This is a genomic window from Neobacillus cucumis, assembly GCF_023715505.1.
In genome coordinates this window covers 1-576 of sequence record NZ_JAMBOH010000098.1, presented here as the reverse complement: position 1 = coordinate 576, position 576 = coordinate 1, and the positions used below count along the sequence as shown (strand labels likewise).

Sequence of the window (576 nt, the reverse complement as noted above, 5' to 3'; positions counted from 1 at the left end):
CCTACATGAAGCCGGAATCGCTAGTAATCGCGGATCAGCATGCCGCGGTGAATACGTTCCCGGGCCTTGTACACACCGCCCGTCACACCACGAGAGTTTGTAACACCCGAAGTCGGTGGGGTAACCGTAAGGAGCCAGCCGCCTAAGGTGGGACAGATGATTGGGGTGAAGTCGTAACAAGGTAGCCGTATCGGAAGGTGCGGCTGGATCACCTCCTTTCTAAGGATAATGCAGTCCTTACGGACTGAAATAAGGTTGACCGCTTTTTGTTTGTTTAGTTTTGAGGGAGCAATGTTTTCTGTGAGGATTATACCGTTAGGTATAATTCGAAACAATTCTCTCAAGGTAAATTCGTTCTTTGAAAACTAGATAATTGTATAGAAGAAACCAAGTAAAAACCGAGTAAATCGCCATTTCAGAATACTCTCTATTAAATTAGAGTAAAACCTTTTTAGGTTAAGTTAGAAAGGGCGCACGGTGAATGCCTTGGCACTAGGAGCCGATGAAGGACGGGACTAACACCGATATGCTTCGGGGAGCTGTAAGTAAGCTTTGATCCGGAGATTTCCGAATGGG

General features: G+C 46.2%; 2 rRNA genes. Both read left to right on the top strand.

Annotated features, from left to right (window positions below):
* Nucleotides 1-219, top strand: a 16S ribosomal RNA gene (locus M3226_RS31565); the annotation flags it as partial.
* A gap of 235 nt (nt 220-454) precedes the next feature.
* Nucleotides 455-576, top strand: a 23S ribosomal RNA gene (locus M3226_RS31560); the annotation flags it as partial.